Genomic DNA, 21345 nt, shown 5'->3' with positions numbered 1-21345 from the left:
GGGTGTTGTCACTGCGGGTCCGCCTCCGGCGACGTATGGTGTGCTCTCCACCGACGCGCCGGGGGCGGGACCGTGACAGAGCCGGAGAGCGAGCTCGGCATCTCGCTGTCGCACCGCGAGCGCGTGGCCGACTGGCAGGCGGTGCGCGCCGCGCAGACCCGGTTCGTGTCGGTGACGATCAGCGAGAACGTCAACTGGAGCAGCTCGGCCGCGGAACGCAACCTGGCCGGCGCCCAGGAGGCCGGCCTGCACGCCGGTGGCCGCCACTACGCCCGGCCCGGCGCGGTGCACGACCAGGCGGAGTTCTTCGTGCGGACGGCGAGCAGGCTCGGCGCGTTCGCCACCGGGTCGCTCGCGCCGGCGCTGGAGGTGGCGGCGCCGAGCGTCGACGACCGGTTCGTCAAGGCGTGGATCAAGCACGTCCGGCACGCGGCGCGCATCGAGCGGGTGCTGATCTACGCCGACCACGACTGCTGGGCCCACCGGCTGCACCCGGACCGCTGGGCCGACAGCGAGGTCGTGCTGTGGCTGATCCGGCACAACGGCATCCCCGGGCGGCCGGGCTGGTTCCACTCGCGGCTCGGTGTGCACCAGCACGCGTACGCCCCGGACGTCCCCGGCATCGCCGCGCCGGTGGAGCAGAACGCCGTCGTGTACCCGTTCACATTGGGCGACCTTTTGCTGTAGGAGCGGCGACAATGTCGCCATGCGCGTGACGAGCAGGCCACTCCGGACGGACGTGACCCCTTCGCGCGCTTTTTCGGTACTCGCTCACCACGCCGCTTCGCGGGGGTTGCCGCCCCCGGCGATGCTGTCCGGTGAGTGGTTTTCTTCCCGGGCCGTGATCGCGCCGTCGCTGCCGGTCTCCCCGGCCGCGCTGCCTTCCTTCCCGCCGGAGGTCGACGCCGCACCCGGCGTGATCGGCGGCGGCTGGTTCGGGTACCTGGCCTACGACCTGGCGGACCCTTCGGCCCGCACGGGCGCGTTGCCCGCGTCCGCGTGGGGCTGGGCGGACCACGTGCTGCGGTGGTCCGCCTCCGGGACGTGCTACCTGGAGTCCCTCGACGGCGGCGGCCCGTCGGCGTCCACAATGGAATCCTTGCTGGCCGCTCCGCCGCCGTCGCTTTCGTGGACGGCGGGACCGCTGCGGCGGCCGCTGCCGTCGGAACACCGGGACGCGGTGAAGGCGTGCGTGCACGCGATCGAGGCGGGCGAACTGTTCCAGGCGAACATCTGCTGCCGGTTCACGGGGTCGTTCTCGGGCTCGCCCGCGGCGTTGTTCGCTTCGGGGGTGTCTTCGCTGTCCCCCCGCCGCGCGGCTTTCGTGTCCGGGTCGTGGGGATCGGTGGTTTCGTTCTCGCCGGAGCTGTTCCTGGCGCGCCACGGCCGTGCGGTGCGGTCGACGCCGATCAAGGGAACGCTCCCCCGCCGCGGGCCTGCGGACGACGGGAACGCGTTGCTGCTGCGCCGGTCCACGAAGGACGTGGCGGAGAACGTGATGATCACCGACCTGGTGCGCAACGACCTCGGCCGGGTGTGCGAAGTGGGCTCGGTGACGGTGCCGTCCCTGCTCCGGGTCCGGCCGGCCCCGGGGGTGTGGCACCTGGATTCCACGGTGACCGGGGTGCTGCGGCCGTCGGTGCCGGACGCGGCGTTGCTGGACGCGACGTTCCCGCCGGGCTCGGTGACGGGCGCGCCGAAGATCCGCGCGCTGGACCTGATCGCGTCGCTGGAGCCGTGCGGCCGGGGCGTCTACACCGGCGCGATCGGCCTGGTGTCCCCGGCGGCGGGGCTGGAGCTGAACGTCGCGATCCGGACGTTCGAGATCGCTTCGGGCACCATCGCACTGGGCGTGGGCGGCGGCATCACGGCGGATTCGGACCCGGAGACGGAGTGGCAGGAGTGCCTCCACAAGGCGGCACCCCTGGAACGCCTACTTGCCACCCCATCGTGAGTGGTAAGGCGGGTTAGAACCCGCCTTACCACTCACGACCGCTACTTGCCGGGGTCGAGCAGTAGCTTGCCGACCGTCTGGCGGGAGCGCAGGGCCTCGTGCGCGCCCCGGGCGTCCGACAGGGCGTACTCGCCGCCCGGGATCGCCTTGAGCTTGCCCGCCAGCACCAGGTCGAACAGCTCCGTCAGCGCCGTCCCGAAGACGTTGCCCGGCAGGCGGAACACGTGCGGCAGCCACATGCCGCTGATCGTGGTGCTGTGGCCGAGGACGTTGCGCAGCTCGACCGGCTTCGGGTTCTCGCGGCCGGCCATGCCGTAGAAGGCCAGCCGCCCGAACGGGGCGAGCGCGGCGATGCTCTGGTCGGTCGTCGTCCCGCCGACCATGTCGAGCACGATGTCGACGCGGCGGCCGTTGGCGTCGAGGAGGGCCTCGGTCATGTCTTCGGCGCGCGAGTCGATGGCGACGTCGGCCCCGAGCTCGAGGGCGAGCGCGCGCTTTTCGTCGCTGCTGGCGGTGGCAACGACGCGACCGGCGCCCCATGCCTTGGCGAGCTGCACGGCCACGGTCCCGACCCCACCGGCGGCGGCGTGCACGACAACCGACTCGCCTTCGGCCAGGTGGGCGTTCTTGCGGAGCAGCACCCAGGCGGTCGTGCCCTGGACCAGCATGGACAGCGCGGTGAGGTCGTCGATGCCGTCGGGCACGGGGAACGTCGTGGCCGCCGGGGCGACGGCCTTCTCGGCGTACCCGCCACCGCCGTTGAGCAGGGCGACAACGCGCTCACCGGTCGCCGTCCGGCCCACGACCTCGCCACCCGGGACGAGCGGGAGCTGCGACGGCGCGAGGTAGGAGTTCTCCGCCTGGTGGGTGTCGGCGTAGTTGACGCCGATGCGCTCGACGTCGATGAGGACCTCGCCGGGCCCGGCCACCGGGTCGGGGAGCTCGACCGGCGTGAGCACCTCGGGTCCACCGAACTCGGTCACCTGCACTGCGCGCATGTCGTGTTCCCTCTCCGTCGCGGTTGTGAGACATTCTGGCATATGTCTCAGGAGTTCGAGCTGGCCCGTGCGTGGTTCCTGTCCGGTCGACGGCTGGACATGGGCGAACTGGCCCAGGAGCTGTCGATCAGCCGGGCGACGCTGCACCGCCGGATCGGCAGCCGCGACCGGCTCCTGGGCGAGATCCTGTGGTCGCTGTCGGAGGTCTCGATCGCCCGGCTGTGGCCGTCTTGCGTGGGCCGCGGGGCGGCCGGGGTGGCCGACTTCGTGAGCGGGTACGTCCGGTTCGCGAACGACTCACCGCCGTTCCGCGACTTCCTGCGCCGCGAGCCGGAGCGGGCGTTGCGGCTGCTGACGACCCGCGCGAGCGTGTGTCAGCGACGCACCACGGCGAAGCTGGTCGAACTGGTGACCGCCGAGGTCGCCGCGGGACGCCTGGAGCCGCCGTTGCCGGTGCCGGACCTGGCTTACCTGCTGGTGCGGATCGGCGAGTCGTTCGTGTACACGGACGTGATCACCGGGGACGCCCCGGACGCGGCGAAGGCGCACGCCGCCGTCACGGCGCTGCTCACTTGACCCGGGCCGCCAGCACGGCGTCGTAGAGCTCCTTCTTGGACACCCCGGCCGCCTCGGCGACCTCCGCCGCCGCCGACTTCAGCCGCTCGCCGGTGGCCACGCGAGCCGAGACCTCCTCCACCAGGTCCGCCACCGAGACCTGCCTCGGCTCGGCCCCGGACAGCACCACCGTGATCTCCCCGCGCACGCCCTCCGCGGCCCACGCCGCCAGCTCCGAAAGCGGGCCCCGCTTCACCTCTTCGTACGTCTTCGTCAGCTCGCGGCAGACCGCCGCCTGCCGCGAACCGCCCAGCACCGACGCCGCGTCCGCCAGCAGCGAGCCCAGCCGGTGCGGGGACTCGAAGAACACCGCCGTCCGGGGCTCGTCGCGCAGCGATGTCAACCAGCGAGTCCGCTCCCCGGGCTTGCGCGGGGCGAACCCCTCGAAGCAGAACCGGTCGCAGGGCAGACCGGACAGCGCCAGCGCCGTCGTCACCGCCGACGGCCCCGGCAGGCACGTCACCGGCAGGTCCTCCGCCACGCAGGCCGCCACCAGGCGGAAGCCCGGGTCGGACACGCTCGGCATCCCGGCGTCCGTCACCAGGACCACCGTCTCGCCCGCGTGCAGCGCCTCCAGCAGCTTGGGCAGGCGCGCCGTCTCGACGTCCTCGTAGAAGCTCACCACCCGCCCGCGCGGGGTCACCTCCAGCGCGGAAGCCAGCGATCGCAGCCGCCGCGTGTCCTCGGCCGCGATGACGTCGGCGTCCGCCAGGGCCGAAGCCAGGCGCGGGGAAGCGTCGCGGACGTCGCCGAGCGGGGTGGCGGCGAGGATCAAGCGGCCCGAAGTCACCCCGTCAGCCTAGGCTGATCAGCGGATCCGCCACGACGCACGCCCTCTCCCGCCCGTAGGATCGCCCCGTGACCGCCGTGCTGACCCGTCCCGACGACGAAAGCGTCCGGCCGGACCCGGTCGAGGCGCTCCGGCCGCCCACCGACCGCGAGATGACCCTGCTCGGCCGCGGCATGCCGGCCGACCGGCTGCGCGGGTGGGTCGTCACCATCGTGCTGACCGTGATCGGCGGCATCGTCCGCCTGCAGAACCTGGGCGAGCCGACCGACAAGGGCAGCCCGGTCTTCGACGAGAAGCACTACGTGCCGCAGGCGTGGCAGGTGCTGCGCAACGGCGGTTACGAGGACAACTACGGCTACGAGCTGGTCGTCCACCCGCCGCTGGCGAAGCAGCTGATCGCGATCGGCGAGTGGCTGTTCGGCTACAACGGCTGGGGCTGGCGCATCATGCCCGCGCTGGCCGGCACGCTGATCGTGCTGCTGACCATCCGCATCGCCCGCCGGCTGACCCGCTCGACGCTGCTCGGCGGCATCGCGGGCATCCTGGTGATCAGCGACGGCGTGCTCCACCTGCAGTCGCGCATGGGCATGCTCGACATCTTCATCGCGCTGTTCGTGCTCGCCGCGTTCGCCTGCCTGCTCGCCGACCGCGACCAGGTGCGCGAACGGCTCGCGACGGCGGTCCGCGAGGGCTGGGTCAACGAGTCCGTCTGGGGCCCCAAGCTCGGGTTCCGCTGGTGGCGGTTCGCGACCGGGCTGATGATCGGGCTCACCTTCGGCGTCAAGTGGTCGGCGCTGTACTACATCGTCGCGTTCGGGCTGCTGTGCGTGTTCTTCGACGTCGCGGCGCGGCGCGCGGCCGGCGTCGAACGGCCCTGGCTGGGCACCATCCGCCGGGACGTGCTGCCCGCGCTGTGGGCGATCCTGGTCATCCCGGTCCTGATGTACTTCGCCGCGTACTGGGCCTGGTTCGCCAGCGAGACCGCCACCGACCGGCACTACACCGAGATCAAGGCCATCGACCCGGGCTTCTGGTCGTGGATGCCGCCGGCGCTGCGCTCGCTCGGCGACTACATGGGCAACGTCCTGCACTTCCACGAAACGCTGGTCACGCCCAAGGACAACCCGCACCCGTGGGAGTCGAAGCCGTGGACGTGGCCGATGGGGCTGCGCCCGATGCTCTACAGCTACAACGGCGAAGTCACCGGCTGCGGCGAGGCCCGCTGCATCAGCGCGACGATGCTGATCGGCACGCCGGCGATGTGGTGGCTGGCGATCCCGATGCTCGGCTGGGCGGCGTGGCGCTCGATCTTCCGCGCGGACTGGCGCTACGCGGCCGTGCTGGTCGGCTACCTCGGCGGGTACGCCTTCTGGTTCACCAACATCGACCGCCAGATGTACTTCTTCTACGCAACCCCGCTGGCGGCGTTCCTGGTGCTCGGGCTGACGCTGTGCCTCGGGCAGATCCTCGGCAGCGCCCGCCGCGGCTTCGAGAGACGCGGCACGGGCCTGCTCGTCGTGTCGCTGTACGTCGGGCTGGTGGTGGCGAACTTCGCGTGGCTGTGGCCGATCCTGAACGGCATCGCGATCACGAACGGCCAGTGGGAAGCCGAGCGCTGGCTTCCCTCCTGGCGGTAGTCAGCCCGCGAAGTAAGCCCCCGGCGTGACGCCGACGGCCCGCCGGAAGGCCGCGACGAACGCGCTCGCCGAGCTGTAGCCGACGCGGTGGGCCACTGTCTCCAGCGGGCTGCCCCCGGCCAGCAGCGGCAGCGACGCACGCAGCCGCACCTGGGTGCGCCACGTCCCGAACGGCATCCTGCACTCGCGGACGAAGAGCCGCGCCAGCGTGCGCTCGGCCGCGCCGACGTCCCGGCCGAACTCGGCGAGCGTGCGCGAGTCCGCCGGGTCCGCGAGCACCGCCGCCGCCACGTCGAGGGCGCGCGGGTCGGCGGGCGACGGCACCACGATCGGCAGCACGTCCAGCGGTTCGAGCAGGTCGAAGGCCACGGCTTCGGCGCGCAGCCGGGCCGCGGGCGCGACGCCGTCGCCGGTCAGGTACTCCAGCAGCTCCCGCAGCAGCGGCCGGACGACGACCATCCGCGGCTGCGGCCACGACACCGGCGACCGCGCCGGGTCGGTGTAGATGCCGCGCAGCTCCGCGCGCCCGAGTGCGCCGGTGCGGTGCCGGACGCCGGCGGGCATCCAGAGGGCACGCGTCGGCGGCAGCACCCAGCCCGCGTCGCCCGCCTTGACCGCGACGACGCCGCGGGCCGACCAGACCAGCTGGTGCGCCGGGTGCTCGTGCCAGGGGAACCAGGTGCCGGCGGGCAGGTCGAAGGCGCCCAGCAGCACGGCTTGACTGTTTCGCGACATCGGTTGGCAGCGTATCGGCTACCGGCCACCCGCGCGCCGCAATAGCGTCGGACGCATGCCGATGAACCTCATCCACCGCAAGATCTGCAGCTCCGCGAAGTGGGCGGACACGGTCGAAGAGCGCCTGACACCGTGGCTGGCCCGCCACGACCTCGGCGACGACGTCCTCGAGATCGGCCCCGGCTTCGGCGCGACGACGAAGGTCCTGCTCGACGTCGTCCCGAAGCTGACGGTCCTGGAGATCGACCCGGCGTCGACCGAGCTGCTGCGCACCAAGTTCGGCGACCGCGCCGACGTCCACGAGGGCAGCGGCGCGCGGATGCCGTTCGACGCGGGTCGCTTCTCGGCAGTGGTGTGCTTCACGATGCTGCACCACGTCCCGACGCCGGCGCTGCAGGACACGATCTTCGCCGAAGCCGCCCGGGTGCTGCGGCCCGGCGGGAAGTTCTGCGGGACGGACAGCCAGCTCAGCTTCCGCTTCCGGCTCCTGCACATCGGCGACACGATGAACGTGCTCGACGCCGGCCGCCTGCCCGCCCGCCTCACCGGAGCGGGCTTCGAGCAGGTCGAGGTGAAGAGCCGGCCGAAGGAGATCGTGACCTTCTCGGCGGTCAAGCCACAACGCTCGTGAGTGGCAAGGCGGGTTAGAACCCGCTTTACCACTCACGAGCGGCTAGCGGCGGGGCAGCCCGCTCCCCGGCTGGCGGGGCACGACCCGGGTCACCGGGCCGTCCGCGGACTTGCCCGCCCGCGACAGCCAGCCCTCGACCTCGCGCCGCACCGCGTTCAGCGTCGGGCGGCGACGCGGCTCCGGGTCCAGCGACGCCGCCAGCAGCCGCGCGTGGGCGCTTCGCTGGGGCAGCCGGGACACCGGCTCGGCCCGGGCCGCGGCCATCAGGGCCGCCATCGGCGTCTCGCGCGTTCCCCGCGGCGGCTGGCCGGACAGCGCGTAGCTGATCGTCGCGGCCAGCTGCCACGCGTCCGACGCCGGCGACGCCGTGGCTCCCATGGCCTGCTCCGGGGCGACGAAGTCGGGCGTGCCGATCATCATCCCGGTGGCCGTCATCTTGGAGTCGCCCTGGCTGCGGGCGATGCCGAAGTCGATCAGGTGGGCCAAGCCGCTCCGGTCGAGGACGATGTTCGACGGCTTGATGTCGCGGTGCAGGACACCCTTCTCGTGCGCCGCGGCGAGCGCGCCCGCCATCGTGGCCCACAGGCGGCCCGCGGCGACGTCGTCGAGCGGGCCCTGGCCGTCGACGAGCTCGGCCAGGGGACGGCCTTCGAGGTACTCCATCACCAGCGCGAGGCCGTCCGGCTCCTCGGCCAGGTCGTACACCTTGACGCAGTTGGGGTGGCTGACGACGGCGAGCGCGCGGGCCTCGCGCTGCATGCGCTCGGCGGTGTCCCGGTCCGGCGCGTGCGCGATCTTCAGCGCGACCGTGCGGTTCAGCTGGGTGTCGACGGCCTGCCAGACCGTGCCGAACCCGCCCGCGCCGAGCTGCTTGACCCGGCGGTAGCGGCTGCCGCCCGCGTTGCGGGAGCCGGGCGGCGGCGGGATCGGGCCCGGCGCCGCGGCCAGCGCGCCCAGCGGCGGCGACGGCGGCTCGGGCGCGGAGGCCAGCGCCGTCTTCGGGTACGGGCGGTTGACCGGGGGCGGCGGCGGAGGCGGCGGGGTCGGGCGCGGCTGGACCTGCGACGGCGGCGGCCCCTGCGGCTCCGGCTGGCGGCGCGGCGGCGGCTCGTCCGAGCGGTCCGGCCGGTTGATCACCGACCACGGCGGCGGGCCGACCATCGCGACCGGGATCAGGCCCAGCACGGTGAACGGCAGGAAGCCCAGCCAGAAGTGCAGCGCGGTGTTCGCCTCCATGCCGACGCTGAACACGAGCATCGCGGCGAACGGGATCCAGAAGAACCGCGACGGCCACTTCGGGCCGCGGCGGAACGCCGTGCGGCCCTGCAGCATCACGAAGAACAGCGAGCCGGCTCCGAGCACGATGAACGCCAGCAGGTAGACGAAGAACGGCATGTCCTTGCCGTTCTGCGAGGACAGCACGTCGAAGACGGTCTGGCCGCCGCCCAGGTACTCCCGCTGGTTGTCCACCCAGCAGCCACCGGCGCTGTTCAGCGTCGAGAGCTCGGTCGAGGACAGCCCGGTCGTCTGCTTGCCGTACGCCGCCTGGAAGACGCCCGAGACGCCGATGGCCAGCAGCCACGGCAGCACCAGCGTGCTGAACAGGCCGATCACCCCGAAGACGCCCAGTGTCGTGGCGTCGTAGCGGTTGCCCGTGCCCTTCCGGATGATCGACACGGCGACCGCGCCGATCGGCGGGAGCAGCGCGACGAGCGCGCCGGCCGCACTCGTGGCCCAGACCCAGTCGCCGGGGCAAAAGCCCGGGCCGAACAAGGAATGGGCTAGCGAGAGCAACGCGCTCGCGAGTCCGTTCACCGCCGGGCTCCCCTCACTGTCCGTGTTCACTTCGTGGCCGTCACGCGGCGTTTCCCCGCGGTCCAGCTTAGGACGCTCCCGGGCTCCCTGAGGTTGCCGGGTCTTTCGCGGGGGAATCCGGCAGGCCCGCCGCTCCCGCGCCATGATGGAGATCGGCGCAACATCCGACCCGAAGGAGCGGAGCATGGGCGCGTACTCCGAAGCCTACCGGCGCAGCCTGGCCGAGCGGGACGCGTTCTGGCTGGCCGCGGCCCAGTCGATCAGCTGGACCAGAGCGCCGGAGCGGGCGCTGGACGACTCGAACCCGCCTTTCTACCGGTGGTTCCCGGACGCCGAGCTGAACACTTCGTACAACGCGCTGGACCGGCACGTCGAGGCCGGCCGCGGCGGCCAGGCCGCGCTGATCTGGGACTCGCCCGTGACCGGACAGCAACGCACCTACACCTACGAAGAGCTGCGGGACACCGTCGCGCGCTTCGCCGGCGCGCTCAGCTCGCTCGGGGTCACGAAGGGTGACCGGGTGATCGTCTACCTGCCGATGGTGCCGGAGGCCGCGATCGCGATGCTGGCCTGCGCGCGGATCGGGGCCGTGCACTCGGTGGTCTTCGGCGGGTTCGCGCCGAAGGAGCTGGCCGCGCGGATCGAGGACGCGAAACCCAAGGTCATCCTGGCCGCGTCCGCCGGCATCGAGCCGACGCGGGTGGTCGAGTACCAGCCGATCGTCGAAGCCGCGCTGGGCATGACCGAGCACCAGCCCGACCACGTCGTCATGCTGCAGCGCGAGCAGGCGCCGGCCACGGCCGGCCGCCACTTCGACTGGCGCGAGCTGGCGGCGGGCGCCGACCCGGCCGACCCGGTGCCGGTCGCGGCCACCGACCCGCTGTACATCCTCTACACGTCGGGGACGACCGGGAAGCCGAAGGGCGTCGTGCGCGACACCGGCGGCCACGCCGTCGCGCTCGCCTACTCGATGGAGGCGGTCTACGACGTCCACGCCGGCGACGTCTGGTGGACGGCGTCCGACGTCGGCTGGGTCGTCGGGCACTCCTACATCGTGTACGCGCCGCTGCTGGTCGGCGCGACGACGGTGATGTACGAGGGCAAGCCCGTCGGCACACCCGACGCGGGCGCGTTCTGGCGCGTCATCGCCGAACACGGCGTGCAGGCGCTGTTCACCGCGCCGACCGCGCTGCGGGCCGTCAAGAAGGTCGACCCGGACGCCCGCGAGCTCGGGAAGTACGAGCTGGAGCGATTCCGGACGCTGTTCATGGCGGGCGAGCGGCTCGACCCGGAGACCTACCACTGGGCGCACGAGAAGCTCGGCGTGCCGGTGGTCGACCACTGGTGGCAGACCGAGACCGGCTGGCCGATCGCGGCGAACCCGCGCGGCCTCGAGCCGATGGAGGTCAAGGCCGGGTCCGCGACCAAGCCGGTCCCCGGCTGGGACGTCCGGATCCTCGACCAGGCGGGCGAGGAACTGCCGGCCGGGCGCGAAGGCGCCATCACGGTGAAGCTGCCGCTGCCGCCCGGATCGCTGCCGACGCTGTGGGGTGACGACGAGCGGTACCGCGAGGCCTACCTCTCGCGCTACGAGGGCCACTACCTGACCGGCGACTCCGGCTACTTCGACGAAGACGGCTACCTGTTCGTCATGGGCCGGACCGACGACGTCATCAACGTCGCCGGGCACCGGCTGTCCACCGGGTCGATGGAGGCCGTGCTGGCCTCGCACCCGGCGGTCGCCGAGTGCGCCGTGATCGGCGTGGCCGACCAGCTCAAGGGCCAGCTGCCGCGCGGGTTCGTGGTGCTGAAGGCGGGGGTGGAGGTGTCCGCGGACCAGCTGCGCGACGAGCTCGTGGCCCTGGTCCGCCGGGACATCGGCCCGGTCGCCGCCTTCCGCGACGTGTCCATTGTGGACGCATTGCCGAAGACGCGGTCGGGCAAGATCCTCCGCAAGACGATGCGCGCGATCGCCGACGGCCGCGACGAGGCGGTGCCCTCCACGATCGAGGACCCCAGCGTGCTGGAGGCGATCCGGAACGCCCTTCGTTAAGGATTGTTCCAAATGCTCCGGCTGGTCTGTACCTTTGCAGGGGAGTCCCCGACCGGAGGTGCCCCGATGCGCTTGTCCAGAGCCGTCCTGACCGCGGCTGTCGTGAGTCTCACGGCGGCCGGCCTGCCCGCCTCCGCGGCCGCCGCGACGGCCGCGCCCGAACGGAGCGTGACCGACGTCGTGCCCGCGCCCGTCTCGGCGAAAGCCGATCCACGGGGCGGCTTCAAGCTGACGCCGTTCACCGTGATCGCGGCCGACCGCGGCGCCGGCCAGGTCGCGGACTACCTGCGCGGGCTGCTCCGCCCGGCGACCGGCTACCCGCTGCCGGTCGTACCGCACGCTGTCGGCCTGCCGTCGATCTCGCTGAAGCTGGGCCACGATTCCCGCGTCGGCACCGAGGGTTACGAGCTGAAGGTCGCGCGCGACGGCGTCACCCTGCGCGCCAACACCGCCGACGGCCTCTTCGAGGGCGTGCAGTCGCTGCGGCAGCTGCTGCCGTCGGCGATCGAGGCCAAGCGTGTGCAGCACCGGACGTGGACGATCGCCGGCGGCACGATCCTCGACTACCCGCGCTTCGCCGAGCGCGGCGCGATGCTCGACGTCGCCCGGCACTTCTTCCGACCCGACCAGGTGAAGCTGTACATCGACCAGATCGCCCAGTACAAGGTCAACACGCTGCACCTGCACCTGGCCGACGACCAGGGCTGGCGCATCGAAATCAAGAGCTGGCCGAAGCTGGCGACGGTCGGCGGCAAGACGGCCGCGTACGGCGACCCGGGCGGCTACTACACGCAGGCGCAGTACAAGGACATCGTCGCGTACGCGGCTTCGCGGCACATCACGGTGATCCCGGAGATCGACATGCCGGGCCACACGAACGCGGCGCAGTCGACGTACGCGGAGCTGAATTGCGACGGCGTCGCGGTGCCGCCCCGGACCGACACCGAGGTCGGTTACAGCTCGCTGTGCATCTCCTCGCCCATCACGTACAAGTTCGTCGAGGACGTGGTGCGCGAGCTGGCGGCGCTCACCCCCGGCCCGTACCTGCACATCGGCGGCGACGAGGCACACTCCACGCTGCCCGCGGACTACCTGACGTTCGAGCACAAGGTGCAGCCGATCGTCGCGAAGTACGGCAAGAAGGTCACCGGCTGGCACGAAATCGCCAAGTCGAACCCGCCGGTCTCGGCGGTCCCGCAGTACTGGGACTTCGGCGGCGCGGCACCGGACGTCGCGGCGGCCGCCGCCCGCGGCAACAAGATCCTCATGTCGCCGGCGAACTACGCGTACTTGGACATGAAGTACAACCCGTCAACGCCGCTGGGCCAGGACTGGGCGGCGCTGATCGAGGTGCGCGACGGGTACGACTGGGACCCGGCAACGCTCGTCGAAGGCGTCGGTGAGAACCAGATCGCGGGCGTCGAAGCGCCGCTGTGGACCGAGACGATCCGGACTTCCGACGACATCGAGTACATGGCGTTCCCGCGGCTGCCGGGCATCGCGGAGATCGGCTGGTCCCCTCGGGCGTCGCACAACTGGGACGCCTACCGCGCGCGGCTGGCGAAGCAGGCCCCGCGGTGGGTGGCGCAGGGCATCGACTTCTACCGCTCCCCGCAGGTCGACTGGAAGTAGTTCACGTGCCGGCCAGGCGGGCGCGGATCGCCCGCCTGGCCAGTTCGTAAGCCCGGGTGCCGCCGTTAAGGACGGCGTCGGCGTTGGCCGCGCGGCCCAGCGCGTGCAGCTCGAACGCCAGGAGTTCGGCATCCGCGTCGACGTGGCCGAGCGCCACCGCGTCGCGGGCCGCTTCCCGGATGCACTCCGCGAACGCGCCACTCGCCGCCGCCACCGCGTCGTGCACGCGGCCCGGGCGTGCGTCGAACTCCGCGCCGACGTTGAAGAAGAAGCAGCCGCCCGGGAAGATCCGGCGTTCCGAATAGTTAAGCCAGTTCTCGCACACCGCACGCAGCCGGGGCAGCCCGGGGCCGGCCGAGAGCGACGGTGTCACGACGTGCGCACGGAAGATCGCCAGCGCGGCGTCGATCGTGGCCAGCTGCAGCTCCTCCTTGGAGCCGAACAACGCGAACACCCCGCTCTTGCTCAGCTCCAGCTCGGTGGCCAGCCTGCCGAGGGACAGCCCCTCCAGGCCGTCGACCGACGCGACGTCCACCGCCCGGCGCAGCACCAGCCGCCGGGTCGCGTCGCCGCGGGCGATCCGGCCGTCAACCGGCACGCCGCGCCCGCCAGCGATCCACAGTGGACTGGACGCCGTCGCGGAAGGACGCCGCGAGCGCGGGGGTGGCCAGCACGCGGTCGGCGAGGTCCAGCGCCGCCTCGACCTTGTCCTCCGGCAGCTGCCCGTAGTTGGCGAAGGAGACCAGGTTCACCTCGGTGATCGTCGGCCCGTCCGCGCGCTCGGCCGGCTCGACCGGCCCGGACGTGGGCACCGTGCCGGGCCGCAGGACGCGCAGGTACCAGCCGCTGCGCCCGCTGTCGATCATCAGCGGCGTGACGTCCTTGCGGCCGGTCTTCATGGCCAGCTTGAAGCACGGCTGCCGCGGCTGGGACACCTGCACCAGCGCGTCGCCCCAGGCCCAGACGTCCCCGATCCGGACGTCGTCCTCGGTGACGCCGGTCAGCGAGATGTTCTCGCCGAAGCCGCCCGGCCCGGCTTCGAGGCCGTCGGCCGCCCACGCCGGGTAGTGCTCGGCGGGGTAGACGTAGACCGCTTTGTCGACCCCGCCGTGCACGGTGAGGTCGGCCTGCCGGTCGCCGTCGAGGTTCAGCTCGGTCAGGGTCAGCTCGGGCACCGTGACCAGCGTTTTGGTGATCGCGCTCAGCACCGGCCGCTCGCGGCGGTAGCCCAAGACGCTCGGTTCCCCCACGTACACGCTCTCGACGTTCATACCGGGAAGATAGCACGACCGTTCGTTTAGTTTCCCGGTTCGCCGGGGCAGCGCTGGTCCCCGTCAGGGCTCGAGGTCCACCACTCCCCGCCCGCTCGCCATGTCGAACGGCACGGACGCCTGGTCGTGGACGATCACCCACTCGCCGCCGAGCTTCCGGAAGACGAACGTCGCCCGGACCCACATGCCGTCCGCCACCACGCCGTTCTTCAACGTCCCGCTGACCCGGCCGAAGCCGTGCCCGACGGCCAGGCCGGCGCCCACGGTGATGGTGAGATCGCGCAGCTCGTAGTCCACCTTCTCGAAGAACGTGAACACCTTCGCCCAGTTCTGCAGCTTCGCTTCGACACCCACGTGCTGCAGCGGCGGTTCGACGTCGAAGGACACGACGTCCGGTGCGTAGATCTGCCGCAGGGCCTCGAGGTCCTTGGCCCGGAGCGCTTCGACGACCTCGTCGAGCCGTCCCCTGATCGCGGCTTCCGCCTCCCCGCCCCGCAGCGGCGCCAGCGCCGTGCTCCAGGCGACGACGAGGTCGAGCAGTGTGTCCAGGGCGGCGAGCTGGTGGTCACCCGGCCGGAAGAGCGTGCGGTTCTCGAACTCGGTCACCAGGGGCAGCGTCACCTGCGGGGCCACGTCGGCCACCTGCAGGGCCCCGCAGACCAGCCGCAGCTGCTCGGCCGAGCGGGCCCCGCCCACGCCGCCGTACGAGACGAACCCGGCCGCCTTGCTGTTCCACTCGACGTGCACGTGGTCCAGGGCGTTCTTGAGCACGCCCGGCATGGCGTGGTTGTACTCCGGCGTGACGAACACGAACCCGTCGCACGCCGCGATCTCCGCCGCGAAGGCCCGGGTGCGCTCGTCCTCGTACCGGCCGGAAAAGCCCGGTGGCTCCTCGAGGTGGGGCAACGGGTGGTCGCGCAGGTCGATCACGGCGAACCCGGCGTCACCCCGGCGCGCCGCCCGCTCGTGGACCCAGCGGGCCACCTGGTCACCCACGCGGCCGGGCCGGGTACTGCCCAGCACGATTCCGATCTTGATCATCGTTCTCCCCTGTTCGGTCGGTTCCGACCAGTACGACGAAGCAGCCGGCGCGGACGTCAGGTCCTGACGTTCCGGAACACTGTGTCGTCGGAGGAGTCATGACAACGCCATCGGAACCGGTCGTCGCCGAACGACGGCACCTGGTCAACCTCGCCTACCGGCTGCTCGGCTCGCTGGCCGAGGCCGAAGACGCCGTCCAGGAGACCTACGCGCGCTGGTACGCCCTGTCCCCGGCGCAGCAGGACGCGATCGCCTCGCCCGGCGCCTGGCTGACGACCGTCGCCAGCCGCGTCTGCCTGGACGTGCTCGGCTCGGCACGGGTGCGGCGGGAGCGGTACGTGGGCGAATGGCTGCCCGAGCCGCTGCCGGACCAGAGCGACCCGGCCGACCGGATCACCCTGGACGAGTCGGTGAGCATGGCGTTCCTCGTCGCGCTCGAAGCGATGACACCGGCCCAGCGCGTCGCGCTCGTCCTGCACGACGTCTTCGGTTACTCCTTCGCCGAGGTCGCCGAAATCACCGGGCGCACCCCGGCGGCGTGCCGGGAGCTGGCCTCCGCGGCCCGCCGCCGGATCCGCGCCGATCGGCCCGCCGTCCCGGCCACCCGGCAGGCCGGGCTGGTGCGCGACTTCAAGCAGGCCTGGGCGGCCGGGGACATCGACGCCCTGATCGGGCTGCTCGACCCGGGCGCCACCTTGACCGCCGACGGCGGCGGCCGCGTCCGCGCCGCACTGGCGCCGATCGAAGGCGGCGAACTCGTCGCGCGGTACGTGGCCGAGCTCGCCTCCTTCGGTGCGCTGACCTTCGAGGAGCGCACGGTCAACGGCCTCCCCGGCCTGGTCCTCCGCCGCGGAGACGACCTCGCCGCCGTGTACGCCTTCGCCGTCGCGGACGACCGGATCACGCACATCTGGGCCGTCCGGAACCCCGACAAGCTCCGCCCCTGGCTCGGGTGATCCCGAAGTAGACACCGTCTACAGAAGTTTGATAGACAGTGTCGGCAAGGTGAACCACGGGTTACGGAGATCGGGATGAGCCACCACCGTTTTGTCGTCCTCGGCGACAGCTGCGCCGAAGGCCTCGACGACCCGTACCCGGATCAGCGCCGCTACCGCGGCTGGGCCGACTTCGTCGCCGCGCGCCTGGCGGAGGACGAACCGGGCTTCCGCTACGCCAACCTCGCCGTCCGCGGCCGCCGGCTCGACCAGATCGTCCCCGAGCAGGTCCCGGCCGCGGCCCGGCTCGAACCCGACCTGGTCGCCCTCTTCGGCGGCGGCAACGACGTCATGAGCCGCGGCTGGGACGCGCGCACCGTCGCCCGCCGGGTCGACGCCGCCATCCGGGCCTGCACCGAGATTTCGCCCGTGGTCGTCACGTTCACGCTCAGCGACGTCTCCCGGCGCATGCCGCTCGGCGCCCGGATGCGGCCGCGGATCATCGCCCTCAACGAGGCCATCCGCGAAGCGGCCGTCAGCTACGGCGCGCTGCTCATCGACCTGTGGCCGGACCAGGCCGTCACCGATTCGCGCTACTTCGGCCCCGACCGGCTCCACCTGTCCGCCCACGGCCACCGCAGGCTCGCCGCCTACGTCCTCGCCCGCCTCGGCGTCGGCCACGACCCCGCCTGGCTCGCGCCGCTGCCCGGCACCGCGGCGGCCGGCAGCCGGCGCGCCGACCTGAACTGGCTGCTCCGCGAGGTGCTGCCGGTCGCGGTGACGCGCACGCGCAACCGGATGATCGGCCGCCAGCCCGGCGACGGCTTTTTCCCCAAGCGTCCCGACCTGCTCCCGATGGCACTGGACGAGGCGTGGGCACCCGGCAACGCCTGATCACGACGGCGTCGGAGCTGCTCGCCGAGGAAGGCGTCGGCGCGGTCACGCTGCGCGGGATCGCCAAGGCCGCGGGGGTTTCGCACGGCGCACCGCTGCGGCACTTCTCGGGCCGCGCCGAACTCCTGTCGGCGGTGGCCGCGCAGGGTTTCACGGAACTGCTGGACCGTCGCACCCGCCTGCCGGACAGCGGCCCGCGCGAACGGCTGACCGCCGCCTGCCACAACTACGTCGACTTCGCGCTGCAGAACCCGGCGATGTTCGAGCTGATGTTCCGCCGCGACCTGATCGACCCGGACGAGCCGGCGCTCGCGGCGGTGTCCAGCGCGGTCTTCGACGAGTTCGCGGCGCTGGTCGCCGCGGTCGGCCACCACCGCGCCGACCCGCGGCTGGTCGCCGCGTCGCTGTGGGCCGCGTTGCACGGCCTCGCCCAGCTGTGGCTGTGGGGAGGGTTGGCGGGGGCGAGTTTTGCGCCGTCCCCCGAAGCGGCACTGGCCGTCACGCTCGACGCGTACCTCACCTAGCGCTCCGGCCTGGTCTCGAGCGGGCGACACGCCGACCCGGTCCACGCGCCCGAACACCTGGTCGAATACCCTCTCGGCATGACCGAGTCAGACCCGCAGCTCGAGCGCATCCGCAAGCTGCTGGCCAAGGCGGAAGACCCGGCGGTCACCGAGGCGGAAGCCGAGGCGTACAACCAGAAGGCCGCCGAGCTCGTCGCGCGCTACGGCATCGACCAGGCGATGCTCGCCGCGTCCGGGGCCAGCACCGACGAGATCGGCACGCTGAAGATCCCGATGGACGACCCGTACAGCCGGGACAAGGCGAGCCTGCTCACCTCGGTCGCGTACCCGCTGCGCTGCCGGACCCTGCTGCACCGCCTCGGCCAGAAGGTCGAGAGCGTCACGGTGTTCGGTTTCCGCTCCGACCTCGGCCGGGTGGAGCTGCTGTTCACCAGCCTGCTGCTGCAGGCGAGCACGCAGCTGACCCGCGTCCGGCCGGGTGGGTTCTTCCCCGGCGAATCCCTGGCCGCGTACCGGCGCACGTGGCTGCACGGCTTCGCCCGCGCGGTGCACGAACGGCTCTCGCACGCCGAGCAGGAAGCCGTCCGCACGGCGGTGCCGGGCGAGCGGTCGGCGGAGCTGGTGGTCCGCGACCGCGCGCAGATGGTGCAGCACGCGTTCGACTCCGAGTACGGCGACCTGCGCGCCGCCTCGCCCCGGCGGCTGTCCGGCAGCGGTTACCTCGACGGCCACGACGCCGGCACAAGAGCGAACCTCGACCCGTCCGCGCTCACCCGGCGGCAGAAGGCCCTGCGCTGAGCCTCCCGGCGACTTACGCGAAGCCGAACGCCTGACCGGAACACCGAGGTGATCTCGGGGATCACCCCGATGGTCATCCGGGCCGACACCTGCTAACTTTTGTTGGCATGTGGACGACGGGTGACGAGCTCCTGCGGCAGCTGGGCGCCCTCGGCAACCCGCACCGGCTGCGGATCGTCGCTGCCCTGCACGCGGAACGCACCTACGTCAGCAAGCTGGCCCGCGAGCTGCGGATCAGCCGGGCGCTGCTGCAGGTCCACCTGCGCAAACTCGAAGCCGCCGGCCTGGTCACCGCCAGCTTCGAGGTCGGCGAGGACGGCAAGACGCTGCGGTTCTACGAGCTCACCCCGTTCTCCGCCGTGCTGACGCCGGAGGCGATCGCGGCCGCCGTGCCGACGCTGACCACACCGGACTCCGTTCACGGAAACGCGGACGGCGAGGAGGGACGGACATGAACTGGCACCAGTGGCAGGAGATCATCGGCGTGACCGGGGTCTTCGTCCTGATCACCGTCGTGCTGTCGATCGCGATCGTGCAGCTGGCCGCGACCTGGCGCGCCAAGGCAGCACTCGCCCGCGAACAGGAATACCGGAGCCTCGCGGAGAAAGCCGTCCGGACGCAGGAAGAGACCGAACGGCAGCTGCGGGACGTCCAGGACCGGCTTCGGTCCATCGAACGCGTGCTCAAGGAGGTCGACTGACCTGTGACAACCGGGGCTCCGCCACCGGAACCCCCGAAACGCAACTGAGGCCCTGGGCCGCCGAGCGGCAACTCGGCGACCCAGGAGGAAGCAGCAATCACCTCGCCCGAGGGCGAGTTCTCATCGGATCACTCCTTCACGGAAGGACTTTAGTTCATGCTGCCTGCAGGCACCTCGGCTCACCGGCGGGGGCCGGTGGTCGAAACCGTCACGAACTGGTCGCTGCGGCACCGCGCCGCCGCGATCCTCGGCTGGCTGGCGCTCGTCGCGCTGGCCTGGGCCGTCGGCACGTTCGCACCCGGCACCGACGCGCGGTCGAGCCCCGCCGGCGACGCCGGGACCGGCCAAGCCGTCCTCGACCGCCAGAGCACCCGGGAACCCTTCTGGGAGAACGCCCTCGTCCAGCCCCTCTCTCGAGCGGCCACGGCCGACCTGGTGACCACGTTGACGACGTCGGGTGCGGCCGCGGACATCCGCTCCCCGCTCGACGACCCCGCCCAGGTGTCCGCCGACGGCCACTCCGGCCTGGTCACCTTCCGGCTCACCGGCACCGGAACCGAACTCCGGAAGAGCCTCGCGACGGCAACGGCAAGCGTCGACGCGGTCGCCGCCCGGCACACCGGCGTCCGGCTGGCCCAGGCCGGCGACCTCACCGTCTCCGGCGCGGTCGACAAGAGCATCAAGGAGGACATCGGCCGGTCGGAGGCCCGCTCGCTCCCGATCACCGTGCTGATCCTGCTGGTGGTGTTCGGCTCGCTGGTCGCGGCCGCGGTCCCGGTCCTGCTGGCGGGCACCTCGGTGCTCGCGGCGTTCGGCTTTCTGTCCCTTGTGGACAACTGGATCCCGGTCAACAGCGCGACTTCCGCGATCACGTTGCTGATCGGGATGGCGGTCGGCGTCGACTACTCGCTGTTCTTCCTGCGCCGGGTCCGGGAGGAACGCGCGCACGGTGTCGACGAGTCGATCCGGATCGCCGCGCGGACGTCGGGACACGTGATCGTCGTGTCCGGGCTGACCGTCGTGCTGTGCGTGACGGGCCTGCTGTTCACCGGGCTCGACAACCTCCGAGGGTTGACCGTGGGCACGGTCCTCGTCGTCGGCCTGGCCGTCCTGGCCGCGGTGACGGTGCTGCCCGCGACGCTCTCCCTGCTCGGCCCCCGCCTCGACCGCGGCCGGATCCCCCTGCTGGGCCGGCGCCGGACCCGCTCGCGGTTCTGGGCCACCGCGGCGACCGTCGTCACCCGGCGGCCCGCGCTCTGGAGCGGGCTCGCCACCGCGCTGCTGGTGCTGCTCACCCTGCCCACGCTGGGGATGCGGCTGCAGGACCCGGCGCCGACCGAGAGCCTGCCGCGCAGCATCCCGGTGATCGACGCGGCCGTGCGCGTCCAGGAAGCGTTTCCCGGCGTCACGATGCCCGCGCACGTCGTCCTCTGGAACACCCGCGGCGGCCCGGTCGACACCCCGGCGCTGCGGCGGGCGATCGGCGAACTGACCGCGGAAGTCCCGCACCCGGCCGTCGTCGTCCCGGTGGACCGGGCCCTCGTCGTCCGGATCCCGCTCGGCGGCAGCGGCAACGACGAAGCGGCGAGCCGCACGCTCACGGCGTTGCGCGAAACCCTGCTGCCGCGCACGGTGGGGCGGATCGACGGCGTCGGGTACGCGGTGGCGGGCCGGACCGCCGAAGCCCACGACTTCACCGCGCAAGTGCTCGCCCGCGCGCCGTACGTCTTCGGGTTCATCCTGCTGCTCGCGTTCGTGCTGCTGCTCGTGGTGTTCCGGTCGGTCGCGGTGCCGGTGGTGTCGATCCTGCTCAACCTGCTCTCGGCCGGCGCGGCCTACGGCGTGCTCACCCTCGTCTTCCAGGACGGCTTTCTCGCCCCGCTGCTGGGTTTCACGCCCTACGGCGGGGTGCTCGGCTGGCTGCCGATGTTCCTCTTCGTGCTGTTGTTCGGGCTGAGCACCGACTACCACGTGTTCATCCTCAGCCGGATCCGCGAACGGCGGCGGCCGGGGGTGCCGGCCCGGCAGGCGATCGTCGAAGGCACCGCGAGCAGTTCCGGCGTGGTGACGAGCGCCGCGCTGATCATGACCGGGGTGTTCAGCATCTTCCTCAGCCTCGCCGCGGTCGAGTACAAGATGCTCGGCCTCGGCATGGCGTTCGCGATCCTGCTCGACGCGACGATCGTCCGCGGCGTCCTGCTGCCTGCCGCGTTGGCGCTGCTCGGGGATCGGCTGTGGCCGCAGAACGCTGTAGCAGGCCTTAAGGATCCGCCCAGAACTCTTCACTTGTCCTGACGGATCTCGTTCGGCACCGTTGACCGC

General features: G+C 72.1%; 21 protein-coding genes. 14 read left to right on the top strand and 7 right to left on the bottom strand.

Annotation, left to right across the window (positions count from 1 at the left end; all coding sequences use genetic code 11):
• Window positions 1–72: 72 nt before the first annotated feature.
• Window positions 73–687: a GH25 family lysozyme gene (locus Q5425_RS15855; RefSeq protein ID WP_308672981.1), complete on the top strand. Its 615-nt coding sequence runs from the start codon at window positions 73–75 to the stop codon at window positions 685–687.
• A gap of 19 nt (window positions 688–706) precedes the next feature.
• Window positions 707–1954: an aminodeoxychorismate synthase component I gene (locus Q5425_RS15850; RefSeq protein WP_308672980.1), complete on the top strand. Its 1248-nt coding sequence runs from the start codon at window positions 707–709 to the stop codon at window positions 1952–1954.
• A 41-nt stretch (window positions 1955–1995) separates the two neighbouring features.
• Here the strand turns inward: Q5425_RS15850 and Q5425_RS15845 are convergent, their stop codons facing one another.
• The gene (locus tag Q5425_RS15845; protein WP_308672979.1) at window positions 1996–2952 is read right to left on the bottom strand and encodes an NADPH:quinone oxidoreductase family protein; all 957 of its coding nucleotides are present in this window, start codon (window positions 2950–2952) and stop codon (window positions 1996–1998) included.
• A gap of 42 nt (window positions 2953–2994) precedes the next feature.
• On the opposite strand from Q5425_RS15845, the gene Q5425_RS15840 reads away from it, so the two are divergent.
• Window positions 2995–3528 (top strand): QsdR family transcriptional regulator, encoded by a 534-nt coding sequence (locus Q5425_RS15840; protein WP_308672978.1) that lies wholly within the window; start codon window positions 2995–2997, stop codon window positions 3526–3528.
• Here the strand turns inward: Q5425_RS15840 and rsmI are convergent.
• Window positions 3521–4357, bottom strand: coding sequence for a 16S rRNA (cytidine(1402)-2'-O)-methyltransferase (gene rsmI / locus Q5425_RS15835; protein WP_308672977.1), 837 nt, complete (start codon window positions 4355–4357; stop codon window positions 3521–3523). The two genes, Q5425_RS15840 and rsmI, sit on opposite strands and share 8 nt — an antisense overlap.
• Before the next feature lie 68 nt (window positions 4358–4425).
• On the opposite strand from rsmI, the gene Q5425_RS15830 reads away from it, so the two are divergent.
• A complete protein-coding gene (locus Q5425_RS15830; protein WP_308672976.1) occupies window positions 4426–5994 on the top strand; it encodes a phospholipid carrier-dependent glycosyltransferase in 1569 nt (522 codons plus the stop codon).
• On the opposite strand, the gene Q5425_RS15825 is transcribed toward Q5425_RS15830, so the two are convergent.
• Window positions 5995–6729 carry a helix-turn-helix transcriptional regulator gene (locus tag Q5425_RS15825; RefSeq protein WP_308672975.1) on the bottom strand — a complete coding sequence of 245 codons (735 nt, stop codon included), beginning with the start codon at window positions 6727–6729 and terminating at the stop codon, window positions 5995–5997.
• Between the two features lie 55 nt (window positions 6730–6784).
• Here Q5425_RS15825 and Q5425_RS15820 point away from each other — a divergent pair, with 55 nt between their 5' ends.
• Window positions 6785–7360: a class I SAM-dependent methyltransferase gene (locus Q5425_RS15820; RefSeq protein ID WP_308672974.1), complete on the top strand. Its 576-nt coding sequence runs from the start codon at window positions 6785–6787 to the stop codon at window positions 7358–7360.
• A gap of 42 nt (window positions 7361–7402) precedes the next feature.
• Here the strand turns inward: Q5425_RS15820 and Q5425_RS15815 are convergent, their stop codons facing one another.
• A complete protein-coding gene (locus Q5425_RS15815; RefSeq protein WP_308672973.1) occupies window positions 7403–9175 on the bottom strand; it encodes a serine/threonine-protein kinase in 1773 nt (590 codons plus the stop codon).
• A 184-nt stretch (window positions 9176–9359) separates the two neighbouring features.
• Here Q5425_RS15815 and Q5425_RS15810 point away from each other — a divergent pair, with 184 nt between their 5' ends.
• Together Q5425_RS15810 and Q5425_RS15805 are read left to right on the top strand one after the other, a co-directional pair.
• Window positions 9360–11228 (top strand): propionyl-CoA synthetase, encoded by a 1869-nt coding sequence (locus tag Q5425_RS15810; protein ID WP_308672972.1) that lies wholly within the window; start codon window positions 9360–9362, stop codon window positions 11226–11228.
• Between the two features lie 66 nt (window positions 11229–11294).
• On the top strand, window positions 11295–12860 hold the full coding sequence (locus Q5425_RS15805) for a beta-N-acetylhexosaminidase (RefSeq protein ID WP_308672971.1): 1566 nt from the start codon (window positions 11295–11297) through the stop codon (window positions 12858–12860).
• A 1-nt stretch (window position 12861) separates the two neighbouring features.
• On the opposite strand, the gene Q5425_RS15800 is transcribed toward Q5425_RS15805, so the two are convergent.
• From Q5425_RS15800 to Q5425_RS15790, 3 genes are all read right to left on the bottom strand, one after another.
• Window positions 12862–13458 carry a TetR/AcrR family transcriptional regulator gene (locus Q5425_RS15800; protein WP_308672970.1) on the bottom strand — a complete coding sequence of 199 codons (597 nt, stop codon included), beginning with the start codon at window positions 13456–13458 and terminating at the stop codon, window positions 12862–12864.
• Window positions 13448–14131 carry an MOSC domain-containing protein gene (locus Q5425_RS15795; protein WP_308672969.1) on the bottom strand — a complete coding sequence of 228 codons (684 nt, stop codon included), beginning with the start codon at window positions 14129–14131 and terminating at the stop codon, window positions 13448–13450. The genes Q5425_RS15800 and Q5425_RS15795 overlap by 11 nt, the downstream gene beginning before the upstream one ends.
• A gap of 63 nt (window positions 14132–14194) precedes the next feature.
• Window positions 14195–15172 (bottom strand): NAD(P)H-dependent oxidoreductase, encoded by a 978-nt coding sequence (locus Q5425_RS15790; RefSeq protein WP_308672968.1) that lies wholly within the window; start codon window positions 15170–15172, stop codon window positions 14195–14197.
• A gap of 98 nt (window positions 15173–15270) precedes the next feature.
• On the opposite strand from Q5425_RS15790, the gene sigJ reads away from it, so the two are divergent.
• The 7 genes from sigJ to Q5425_RS15755 all read left to right on the top strand — a co-directional run bounded on the left by sigJ (window position 15271) and on the right by Q5425_RS15755 (window position 21318).
• A complete protein-coding gene (gene sigJ / locus Q5425_RS15785) occupies window positions 15271–16128 on the top strand; it encodes an RNA polymerase sigma factor SigJ (RefSeq protein ID WP_308672967.1) in 858 nt (285 codons plus the stop codon).
• Window positions 16129–16203: 75 nt separating this feature from the next.
• Entirely contained in the window at window positions 16204–17001 is a 798-nt protein-coding gene (locus Q5425_RS15780) for an SGNH/GDSL hydrolase family protein (protein ID WP_308672966.1), read from the top strand.
• A complete protein-coding gene (locus Q5425_RS15775; protein ID WP_308672965.1) occupies window positions 16980–17525 on the top strand; it encodes a TetR/AcrR family transcriptional regulator in 546 nt (181 codons plus the stop codon). Before Q5425_RS15780 ends, Q5425_RS15775 begins: the two co-directional genes overlap by 22 nt.
• 78 nt (window positions 17526–17603) lie before the next feature.
• The gene (locus tag Q5425_RS15770; RefSeq protein WP_308672964.1) at window positions 17604–18323 is read left to right on the top strand and encodes a DUF2786 domain-containing protein; all 720 of its coding nucleotides are present in this window, start codon (window positions 17604–17606) and stop codon (window positions 18321–18323) included.
• A gap of 107 nt (window positions 18324–18430) precedes the next feature.
• The gene (locus tag Q5425_RS15765) at window positions 18431–18778 is read left to right on the top strand and encodes a winged helix-turn-helix domain-containing protein (RefSeq protein ID WP_308672963.1); all 348 of its coding nucleotides are present in this window, start codon (window positions 18431–18433) and stop codon (window positions 18776–18778) included.
• Window positions 18775–19023 carry a hypothetical protein gene (locus tag Q5425_RS15760; RefSeq protein ID WP_308672962.1) on the top strand — a complete coding sequence of 83 codons (249 nt, stop codon included), beginning with the start codon at window positions 18775–18777 and terminating at the stop codon, window positions 19021–19023. Before Q5425_RS15765 ends, Q5425_RS15760 begins: the two co-directional genes overlap by 4 nt.
• Window positions 19024–19179: 156 nt before the next feature.
• Window positions 19180–21318, top strand: coding sequence for an MMPL family transporter (locus tag Q5425_RS15755; RefSeq protein WP_308672961.1), 2139 nt, complete (start codon window positions 19180–19182; stop codon window positions 21316–21318).
• Window positions 21319–21345 lie beyond the last annotated feature (27 nt).

The organism is Amycolatopsis sp. A133 (assembly GCF_031082405.1).
In the GTDB taxonomy this organism is placed as follows: domain Bacteria; phylum Actinomycetota; class Actinomycetes; order Mycobacteriales; family Pseudonocardiaceae; genus Amycolatopsis.
The sequence above is the reverse complement of the archived record's forward strand: the minus strand, read 5'-3'. Positions and strand labels throughout refer to the sequence as shown.